This is a genomic window from Thioalkalivibrio halophilus (genome assembly GCF_001995255.1).
Taxonomy (GTDB): domain Bacteria; phylum Pseudomonadota; class Gammaproteobacteria; order Ectothiorhodospirales; family Ectothiorhodospiraceae; genus Thioalkalivibrio; species Thioalkalivibrio halophilus.
This window is the reverse complement of record NZ_MUZR01000073.1, coordinates 1-9,869: the sequence shown is the minus strand read 5'-3', so window position 1 is coordinate 9,869 and position 9,869 is coordinate 1. Positions and strand designations below refer to the sequence as shown.

At 65.8% G+C, this 9,869-nt stretch carries 11 protein-coding genes; 4 read left to right on the top strand and 7 right to left on the bottom strand.

Annotated features, from left to right (window positions below; translation table 11 throughout):
* Positions 1–393: 393 nt before the first annotated feature.
* The 5 genes from B1A74_RS14375 to B1A74_RS13550 all read right to left on the bottom strand — a co-directional run bounded on the left by B1A74_RS14375 (position 394) and on the right by B1A74_RS13550 (position 3,781).
* Positions 394–555, bottom strand: a complete 162-nt coding sequence (locus B1A74_RS14375; protein ID WP_167769426.1) for a hypothetical protein — start codon at positions 553–555, stop codon at positions 394–396.
* A gap of 12 nt (positions 556–567) precedes the next feature.
* Positions 568–1,425, bottom strand: coding sequence for a hypothetical protein (locus B1A74_RS13565; protein ID WP_077244942.1), 858 nt, complete (start codon positions 1,423–1,425; stop codon positions 568–570).
* 145 nt (positions 1,426–1,570) lie between these two features.
* Positions 1,571–1,753 (bottom strand): hypothetical protein, encoded by a 183-nt coding sequence (locus tag B1A74_RS13560; RefSeq protein WP_077244941.1) that lies wholly within the window; start codon positions 1,751–1,753, stop codon positions 1,571–1,573.
* Between the two features lie 15 nt (positions 1,754–1,768).
* On the bottom strand, positions 1,769–2,512 hold the full coding sequence (locus B1A74_RS13555; RefSeq protein ID WP_077244940.1) for a hypothetical protein: 744 nt from the start codon (positions 2,510–2,512) through the stop codon (positions 1,769–1,771).
* 141 nt (positions 2,513–2,653) lie between these two features.
* A complete protein-coding gene (locus B1A74_RS13550) occupies positions 2,654–3,781 on the bottom strand; it encodes an alpha/beta hydrolase (protein ID WP_077244939.1) in 1,128 nt (375 codons plus the stop codon).
* A gap of 194 nt (positions 3,782–3,975) precedes the next feature.
* Here B1A74_RS13550 and B1A74_RS13545 point away from each other — a divergent pair, with 194 nt between their 5' ends.
* Positions 3,976–4,446, top strand: a complete 471-nt coding sequence (locus B1A74_RS13545; protein WP_077244938.1) for an aminoacyl-tRNA deacylase — start codon at positions 3,976–3,978, stop codon at positions 4,444–4,446.
* 27 nt (positions 4,447–4,473) lie between these two features.
* Here the strand turns inward: B1A74_RS13545 and B1A74_RS13540 are convergent, their stop codons facing one another.
* Positions 4,474–5,403: a patatin-like phospholipase family protein gene (locus B1A74_RS13540; protein WP_077244937.1), complete on the bottom strand. Its 930-nt coding sequence runs from the start codon at positions 5,401–5,403 to the stop codon at positions 4,474–4,476.
* Positions 5,404–5,489: 86 nt separating this feature from the next.
* A complete protein-coding gene (locus B1A74_RS13535; RefSeq protein ID WP_110619910.1) occupies positions 5,490–5,816 on the bottom strand; it encodes a hypothetical protein in 327 nt (108 codons plus the stop codon).
* Positions 5,817–6,230: 414 nt separating this feature from the next.
* Between B1A74_RS13535 and B1A74_RS13530 the strand changes: the two genes are divergently transcribed.
* The 3 genes from B1A74_RS13530 to B1A74_RS13520 form a co-directional block, all read left to right on the top strand.
* Positions 6,231–7,184 (top strand): DMT family transporter, encoded by a 954-nt coding sequence (locus tag B1A74_RS13530; protein ID WP_018947868.1) that lies wholly within the window; start codon positions 6,231–6,233, stop codon positions 7,182–7,184.
* A 104-nt stretch (positions 7,185–7,288) separates the two neighbouring features.
* Positions 7,289–8,170, top strand: coding sequence for an alpha/beta hydrolase (locus tag B1A74_RS13525; RefSeq protein ID WP_038036371.1), 882 nt, complete (start codon positions 7,289–7,291; stop codon positions 8,168–8,170).
* The coding region (locus tag B1A74_RS13520) for a bifunctional diguanylate cyclase/phosphodiesterase (RefSeq protein WP_077244936.1) at positions 8,167–9,869 on the top strand (1,703 nt) is incomplete at its 3' end. The genes B1A74_RS13525 and B1A74_RS13520, both read left to right, overlap by 4 nt.

Below are 9,869 nucleotides of genomic sequence, written 5' to 3'. Positions count from 1 at the left end.
GAGGTTGGTGGTCTCGGTGACCGCGATGCTGTCTTTTCGGAAAGCGTCCGTACGCGAAGATCTGCCATTATGATCTCCTCCGAAGTCCGCTCTTCTCGGAGCATAGGAGGGATCAACGGCCTTTTCAGGACGGGCAACGGTTGATTCACCGATGGGGGCGCTCAAGTACGGGTGCCCGATCGAGGAGCTGCAGTCGCTCTACGGTATCCCGCGGAGCAGGGAACGGTGATCCATAATGGCCGGGGCCACGGTGGCATCCGGAAAAGCAGGAACCGGTCGTAGAACGGGCGGAATACGGGCCCGACGCGGCCGNNACCTCGCGCCACGGCCGCGTGCCCATGGCGCAGAAAAAGGAGAGGCCGGGCGAGTGCCCGGCCTCCGTGGGCTTTGGGGCTATTGCCACTCGCCCTCGTCCCAGGCCATTTCGTCCCAGGTGGAGCTGGTGGCGGCGTCCTGATCGTCTCCGGCATCGCTGGATCCACCACCGCCGCCGCCACAGCCGGTGAGCAACAGGGAAGCGAACAGCAGGGCGGGGATGAGTCGTTGCGTCTTCATCCTGCCGCCTCCTTATTCAATCTCTGGGATGGTTTCGTAGCCGCCCGAAGCGGTTGCCGAAGTGCCGCCGAGGATGCTGCTGCCTTGGCCCTCGGCGGTGTTCCAGCCGCCGCCGCTGACGCTGCTCCGGCCAGACGCGGCGGAGTTGTTCCAGCCGCCGCTGATGCTACTTATTTCGCCTGAGGCTTCGTTTTCGTCGCCGCCGCTGACGCTGCTCCAACGGCCCTCGGCGGTGTTTAACGCGCCACCGCTGACGCTGCTTTGTTCGCCCGAGGCGATATTCCGAAGACCAGCGCTCACGCTCGCGTAATCGCGGTTGATCGCGTTTTGTTGGCCCACCACCAAGCCGCCATAGGAGGAATAGGAGTTGCCGGAGCCGCCGACGATGTTGTGGGAGCCGGACTTGTGGTTCTGTGCCCAGGCCCCGCCGTTAGTGGTGCAGTCCGTTTGGTCGTCGTATTGCCCGTCGCTGCAGACTTCGCCCTCGTAGACCCCGCGCGCCTCGTTGTATCCGACGATCAGGTTGCCGACGCCGTTGATGATGTCGGTCTCCCCCTCGCCGTTGACGATCTGCACATCCACTCCGGAGAAGCGCACCGTCTGCGCATTGGGATCGTCCGGGTGCACGTTGATCACTTCCACGTGCTCGTGGAGTTCCTGCATGTCGTCGCGGTCGCTTTCCAGGTCAGCGATCCGGTCCTGGGCCGCCGCGAGTTCCTCCCGCAGGGCCTCGAAGTTGGCGTTGACTTCGTCGGCCACGGCGGTTTCGCCGGACTGGAAGGTGTGGGGGATGGTGACGCCGGCGACGAGCGGGGTGGCACCGAGGGCGAGCAGCAGCGCGCCGGGAATGTACTGGGCCTTGGGTTTCATTGAACTCCCTCTTCACATGAAAGTGCGGGCTTTCAGTCTGCTGTAGAGAAGGCGTCCGGGCGCCCTCCAAACGAAGGGGATTGAGGAGTTTTTGTGGGACCCTGCCAGGGCCGGGGCGAGTGCCCGGCCCTTTTGGTGGAATGGGTTACTGCCAGTTGCCCTCGTCCCAGGCCATTTCGCCCCAGGTGGAGGAGATCTCCGGATCGGCGTCGGCATCGGGGGAACCGTCGCCGCCGCCACCACCGCCGCCGCCACAGCCGGCCAGCAGCAGGGTGGCGAACAGCAGGGTGGCGAACAGCAGGGCGGGGATGAGTCGTTGCGTCTTCATCCTGCGGCCTCCTGATCAATTGGGGATGGTTTCGTACTCGTCTGAAGCAGTTTGGTCCTCGCCGCCGAGGATGCTGCTGCCCCAGCCCTCGGTGGTGTTGTCCCCGCCGCCGCTGATGCTGCTGGCCGGGCCCTCGGCGGTGTTCGAATGGCCGCCGCTGACGCTGCTTACCTCGCCCGAAGCCACATTCCGTTGACCAGCGCTGATGCTCGCGTACGCGCGGTTGATCGTGTTTTGGAGGCCCACCACCAGGCCGCCATAGGAAGAATAGGCGTTGCCGGAGCCTCCGACGATGTTGTGGGAGCCGGACTTGTGGTTGTGCGCCCAGGTTCCGCCGTTGCTCGTGCACTCCGTTTCGTTGTCGTATCGCCCGTCGCTGCAGACCCGAGCCACAAGATACCCAGACCGTTCCTCGTTGTATCCGACGATCAGGTTGCCGACGCCGTTGACGGTGGCGGTCTCCCCCTCGCCATTGACGATCTGCACATCCACTCCGGAGAAGCGCACCGTCTGCGCATTGGGATCGGTCGGGTGCACGTTGATCACCTCCACGTGCTCATTGAGCTCGAGCACGTTGTCGAGCTCGTTCTCCAGTTCTTCGATCCGGTTGCGCAGGGCCTCGAAGTTTTCGTTTACCTCTTCGGCCACGGCGGTTTCGCCGGACTGGAAGGTATGGGGGATGGTGACGCCGGCGATTAACGGCGTGGCCCCGAGGGCCAGCAGCAGCGCGCCGGGGATGTGCTGGGCCTTGGGTTTCATTGGGGTTCCCTCCTCAACATGTGGTTGTAGTATTCAATCTGCAACGGCGCGGGCGCTTGTGCCCCCTCCAAACGGAGGGGCTTGAGCAATTTTCTGGAGGCCCGGAAGAACCGGGGAGTGCCCGGGGCGGGCCGCGGGCGTTCAGGCGCCCTGGTCGCGCCATGCCAGCAGGTCCGTCATTGCCCGCACGAGCCGCCACTGGCCGATGAGTCCGACGCCGTGCGGGTCGATGTGGGAGAAGCCGTCGATGCGGTGCAGGTCGGTTTCGCCGATGGCACGGGCGAGGCGCGTGCTTTCGGTGTGCGGGATCATCGTGTCGTCCCGGCCGTGGATGAGGAGGGCGCGGCCGGAAAGATGCGAGAGGTCACGTTCGGCGAGGGAGTGAGCCTCGATGGCTTCCCGCGCGCTGGCCGGCAGGTCATCCAGCAGCTGCGGTACCCGCTCGCGGTCGTCGTTCAGGATCAGCGCCAGCAGGCTTCGGCCCTCCGCGCCGAGTGGGTCGCTCAGCTCGTCGATGCGCGCCTCGGGGTCGGCGGCGCGCCGGCGGGCGATTTCTTCGAGTAGCGCGCGGTCCGCGCGGTCATCGAGCACATGCAGGTTGCCCCACAGAAAGAGCCATTTTGCCAGCGGGTCGGGCGTGCGCGTCTGCCACCGGCTGGAGCCGGGTTCCCGGTAGGCCCCGGTGGTGGCGAAGGTGACGACGTTTTCGGTGTCGTAGTAGCCGCCGATCCCGACCAGGAAGTCGATGGCTTCCTTCCCCTCCGGCTTGAGTGTGGCCAGCACGGCCAGGCCCACGGCGTAGGAGATGGCGGCGACCCCCACGTCCTGTTCGTCGGGAGCGCGCTCCACCTCCAGGCGGGCGAGCAGGGCGGCGGCGTCACTGATGGCCGCGGCATCCTCGCGGCGCACGCTGAGCGCTCTCGAGCCCTGCAGGTCGGGCACCAGCACCAGAAAGCGCGCCCGCGCCAGCGTACGGGCGAGCTGTACCAGCCGCGGGTCGTCCTTGCCCTGCGGCGTGAAGCCCGGTACCAGGACGATGCGCGCGCCCACCTCCTGCCCGGGATGGTACAGGTCGGCGGCGATGTCACCTTCGTCCGTCGTGAACGTCAGTGTTTCGCGCGCGGGCTCGGGGGTGCGCTCCTTCAGCGCGCTCGGCCCCGCGCCGGCCTCGATGTCCTGGAGCACGCGCATGGCCTCCCAGCCCTGCGCGGCGATCCAGCCGGCGAAGATCCCAAGGCCCAGCAACAGCACAGCCGCGATGCGAAGCATGCTCTTCCCCCGTCATTCCGGACTTGCTGCCTCGGGAGTATGGGGCAATCAACGGGTGGCCGCCCGTCGAAGGGCCCCAGCGGGCCCCCCGGTGGCGGAAAGCGGCGAGCTCGTGGCCTTCAGCCTGTCTATCCTCGGGTTGAAGGCATGGATCCGCGTTTGCGTGACCCGGCCGCGGCGAGAGGGGCAGAACGATGACGATCAGCACTACATTGCAGGAATTTCTCGACGAGCGGGACGTGAATTATGACGTTGTGGGCCATCCGCGTGCGGTTTCCGCCAGCCGGACGGCCGAAGCCGCCCACGTACCCGGCGATGAACTGACCAAGGGTGTGCTGGTGGAGGATGCCGGCCATTACATGCTGGCGGTCCTGCCGGCCACGCGCCGGCTGCAGTTCGGCAAGCTGCACTACATGCTCGGGGAGCATGTGGGGCTGGCGACCGAAGAGGAGGTCCGGTCGGTGTTCCCGGACTGCGAACACGGGGCAGTCCCGGCGCTGGGTAGCGCATGGGGTCTGGAGGTCCTTCTGGATGAATCGCTCGCGGCGCAGGGCAGGGTCTATGTGGAGGGGGGCGACCACGTCTCGCTGATTCGGCTGGACGGCCCGGCGTTTCGCAACCTGCTCGGTCATTGCCGCTACGGGGATTTCTCACGGCATATCTGAGCCCGGCGGCGCTGCAGTCGGGCAGGCCTACGGGTCGGTCTGCGCGGGTGGATCGAGCCGGGTCTCGAGTGCCTCGCGCAGCTTTTCGGCACTGGGCTGCGCCTTTTCCACGATCTCCTCGACCCGGTTGAAGTCGAGCAGGCGGATGTCCGCGGTGCCGGCCTCGAGGAAGAGATCGGGCGGGTCGTGTTCGCGCATGTGGCGGATCTGCGAGCTCTGCATGATGCTGAAGGTGGTGAACAGCAGATCGGTCAGGCCCGGTGGATCGTTGGGGGCCTGTTTGCGGCTGGCGGAGACGTCGACGGCGATCACGAAGTCGTGATCTTCCTGCAGCAGGTTCCAGGGCAGCGGGTTGGACGTGCCGCCGTCGATCAGCAGCCGGTCGTCGCCCTGCGGAACCGGCTCGAACAGGCCGGGGACGGCCATGCTGGCCTCGATCGCGCGGAACAGTTCGCCCTCGGCAAGCACTACCGTGTCTCCGCTCCAGTAGTCGGTGGCCACCACCGACAGGGGGATGCGCAGATCGTCGAACGTCTCGGCATCGGTGTGTTTGGCGAGGAATTCGAGGAATTCGGTCGAGTCGAGCACGGCGTTGCGCCCGAGGCGCAGCGGGATCAGCTCGGTGAGTTGCACATCGGCCTCGACCAGCCCGGAAAGGGCATCCATGCGCGAGCCACCGAAGTCGTCGAAGACGTCCAGGATCTCCTCGGCGCTGAGGCCGGCCGCATACAGCCCGCCAATCACCGCCCCGATACTGGTACCGCTGATGTGGTCGGGTTCGACATCGAGGTCGTCGAAGACCTGCAGGATGGCGATGTGGGCCAGCCCCCCGGCGCCACCGGAGCCGAGTGCGAGACCGATGCTCGGCCGCTCGGGCTGCTTCTCCGCGCCCTGCAGGGCCGGTGCGGCGAGCAGCGTGGCAATCGTCAGGGCGGCGATAATCAGGCGGCTCGTCATTGGCGGCTCCGGTGGTTCGGGCAGCTCCGCTCAGTAGTGCTCGATGAACAGATCGATGGCGGGGCTCAACGCCCCGGCGTCGCCGCTCAGAAGCTGGCGGGGGCGGCGGTCTTCGGCGTGTCCCGGCGGGCCAGGCGGCGAAAATGCGGCACGAAGGTCTGCAGTGCGGCGAGACCATCCCTCGTGAGGCAATAGCCCTCCGGGGTCACCCGAATCCAGCCGCGTCCGACCGCCCCCGCCAGGGCTTCGTGCTGGCTCCCTGGCTCGCCGCGTTTGGCCCAGGCATGGACCACGGGCGCCGGCAGGATATGCTCGGGTGCATCGGCGGGGTCGCCCAGCCAGTGGTGCAGGGTGGTAAGCCGGGCCACCGCCGAGGTTGCGGCGATGATCTTGTGTTCGGTGGTGGTGTTCATGGCGAACCTCCCGAATATCATGCGTGTACTTCAGAAGATAGCGGAGCGGCGAGACCTTTCCATCAGCCGAATGTCCGAGTTCGCCATGTGCGGCCCGGAATTGCGGTCTTTTTACGGTCCGGACGCTCGAAACCAAAAACGCCCCGACCTCCGGGGGAGGACGGGGCGCCGAGCACACAGGGGGATGGGTGCTCACCAGTGACGTTAGACCCTCCCCCGGGGTACGGCAATCGACGCAGGTCACACACCCGTGCGTCCCGCGCGGGCGGCGCCAGGGAATGTGAGGGGAGCAAGGGTAGAGGCAGCTCCCGGGTATTCTCCCAAACCGAATGGATGTGCCGGGGCAGTTTGCGAGGGGCTGGTATACTTTCGTCCCTTGTTTTCCCGCATCCTCGATCGATGAAAGGACAGTGAATGCCCCATGCCTCACCGAACCCCCTGAAATCCCTTACCAACGAAAAACTGGCCGGGCTGAGTACCCTGCTCGTCGTGCTGGCGGCGTTTTCATGGGGGCTATCCGGCGGAATCGGCGGCATTCTGACGGGGCAGGGCTGGGATCCCGTGGTGGTGTCGTTTTATCGCGGTGCGATCGGGCTACTGTTCGTGCTCGCCTGGCTGGCATTGCGTCCGCAGGGCAGCGGACTGGGCAGCGGTCGCATGTGGCTCTGGTCGGCGGTGGCCGGCCTGGGCGTGGCCGGCAACTTCACGTTCTATTTCCTGAGTATCGCGGAAGGCAGCGTGGCCGTGGCCGCGACGCTGATGTACTGCGCGCCGGTGTTCGTGTACCTGGTTTCGTTTGCGCTGGGGCTGGAGCGGCCCACGCTGTTCAAGTGGGTGGCGATCGTCATGGTCCTGCTGGGCGTGGTGCTGCTGACCGGGATCTACGACATCGGCGCCGGGGACGTGACCCTGATCGCCGCGGGTGCCGGTCTGGCCTCCGGCCTGTCCTACGCGGTGTTCATCTTCGGTTTCAAGTTTGCCGCGCCCCATGGCAGCCCGCAGGCGATCCTGGTGATCGCGTTCGCGGTCCTGGTCCTCATCCTTTTCTCGCTGGGTGATCCGGGGCAGATGGTGGACGTGCTGAGCACCTCGAGCTGGCCCCTGTTCGTGATCCTCGGCGTGCTGGGCGCCGGTCTGTCGTTCATCTTCTACATCGTCGGTCTGAACTACACGGCGCCGGCGGTGGCCTCCATCGTGGCCATGGTCGAGCCGGTGACCGCGTCGCTGTTCGGTGTGGTGTTCCTGGATGAATCCCTGGCGGCGGTCCAGATCTTCGGGATGGCGCTGATCCTGCTGACCGTGACGGGGCTGAGCCTCCATTCGAGTCTGCAGGCGAAAGCCGTTCCGCCACAGCCGCGTTCCGACTAGCTTCGTCCATTGACGGACCGGCGTGCATGCCATCGCGCCGCGAGACTGTTACATTAAAACTGGGGGTTTTCCCCGGGGGGTCTTTGGCCAGGAGGGTTACGACTATGCCCGCAAGGTTCTTGCGCAGCACGGCGGCGGTCGTTTCCACCGTGATCCTGCTGAGTCTGAGTGCCGTGGCAACCGGCGGGGAAACCCCGGTGGTCCTGGAAATGCCCTCCGGTGATGCGGCCGAGGCCGCATACTGGGCCGGCGAACCGGACAAGCCCGCCGTGCTGATCCAGCACGGCTTCCTGCAGACCCATCACTTCCCCACCGTGCGCCGGCTCGCGGTGGCACTCGCGGACGCGGGGTTCCACGTGCTGACCCCCACGCTGACCCTGGGGATCGACCGGCGCACCGCGAGCCTGCCGTGCGAGGCGGTGCATACCCACGGCATGGAGCAGACGCGGAACGAAGTCGCTGTCTGGGTGGACTGGCTGCGGGAAAAGACCGATCAGGAACCCGTCGTGATCGGTCACAGTGCCGGCAGCGTCAACCTGCTGGCTTACCTGGCGGATTCCGCGAACACTCCGGTGGCCCACGCCATCTTCATCAGCGTGACCTATTTCGGCCATGGCGAGGCCGCATTCGAATCGGCCGAAGATGCCGCCCGCGCCCGGGCGTCGCTCGAACGCGGTGATGCCGGACTGGAGGAGTATTCCCTGGGGTTCTGTCGTCAGTACGTCACGACGCCCGAGGCGTACCTGTCCTACTACGACTGGGACCGGCAGCGGACGGAGCGGGCCCTCGAGCTGAATACCGTGCCTTCCACCCTGATCGCGGGCAGTATCGATGACCGGATCGATCTGGACTGGATAGAGACCCTGCGGCGCCATGGAGTGGAGGTCCGTATCGTGGAAGGTGCCAACCACTTCTTCGACCGGATGCACGAATTCGACCTGCTGGAGGAGGTCGAGCAAGTGCTCCGGGAGCGTCACTCGCAATGATCCCCGGCCGTACGCTTTCGATCACGCATTACGCCCTGCTGCTGGCGGCGGTGTCCTTGCTGATCGTGGCCGGTTTTGGTTTCTACACCTGGCACAAGGTCGACCAGCTGCGCGGCGAAATTCAGGAAAGTGGCCGCGAGGCCGCGCGCCAGGAGCTTGCCGAGGCTCTGGATCACGTCTGCGAGCAGGCAGACCGTCAGGCTTCCCGGTTCGCGCGCTGGGAGGAAGTGCGCCAACAACTGGGCACCCCGCACTACTATGCCTACTGGAAGAGCCACCGCATGCACCAGGCCGGGGTCCTGGCGGACAGCGTCGTGGACGCGCGGATTTATGATCGAGATGGAGCGCCGCTGCCCGGGCCGGATTCCGAAGGCTTGCCCGCGGAGCTCGAGTTGCCGCCTCCGGCGCCACGCGCGATGCCGGGCGATGAGGAACCGTTCCTGGTGACGTTCGAACCGGTTCCCGTGCCCGACGGGGCCGAGCCATCGGGATTCGTCGGTCTGCAGACCCGGTTTCTCGACGCGCTCCGCGAGGGCCACGCGTACCGCTATGTCGATCCCGAATCGATCCATTTCGATCTCGGCGAGCAGGATGCGGTCCCCGCAGGGGATCTCCTCGGGCAGGCGCGCTTCGAGCTGCGCTCGAACCCGATGGCCGATCAGCTGGACTCGCTTCTGCTCGACGCGTTGATCAATTTCGCGGGCATCCTTCTGCTCCTCACCGGGGCCCTGTTCTCTTCACTGGTCTACGTGATCGTACGCCCCCTGCGAACCATTGCCGGACATATCGACCGGCTGCGCGAAAGCGCCGGAAGCCTTGTGCTGAAACGAGTCAACGGCTGGCTGCCCATCGCGGAAACGGAAAAGATCCGGGAATCCCTGAACTCCTACCAGGCCCGGCTCCACGATGTTCATTCCAGCCTGGAGAGGAACAATCGCGAACTCTCGCGCATGGCGTACCACGATGCCCTCACCGGAGTGCGTAACCGGCGGGCATTCGAGGAATACTGGGAAACCGTGCCAGGGATGGTGACCCGCCATGGTGATCCGGTGTGCTTCGTCCTGTTCGACATCACTCACTTCAAGGCGATCAACGACAGTTACGGCCACGAGTTGGGAGACGCCGTCCTGAAGGCGGTCGCGCAAAGCATTGGCGAGGTCCTGCGGGAAGGGGAGCCGCTGTTCCGGATCGGTGGCGACGAATTCGCGGCGATTTTCCTGGACTGCGACGAATCCGGTGCCCGAAACATGGGAGAGCAGGTCCAGGAACGCATCCGAGCCACCGATTTCGCCGCGTTCGGGGTGCGGGAGCCGATCAAGATCAGTATTGGCATGGCCGTCGCGCCCGGCAATGACGAACAGGCCCTGAGAGCCCTGCCGTGGCAGGCCGACGTAGCCATGTACAAGGCCAAGCGCCCCGCGTCTTCGCATGTGGTGCTGTTTACGCCGGAACTGGCGGACGACACGCGGGGCATCTATTCGAACTGGGTCAACAACGCGGTGTACGAGGCCGTGACCCGGGGAACCGGGATTCGTATGGCCTACCAGCCGGTTGTGGCTCTGACCGAGTGCCACCCCTCGTATTTCGAGGCCCTGGTGCGCATCGAACACGAGGGCGAGATGATCGGCCCCGCGGATATCTTTCCCGTGGTCGAGGCGCGCCGGCTGGAGGTCGAGCTCGACCGGGCAGTATTGAGCCG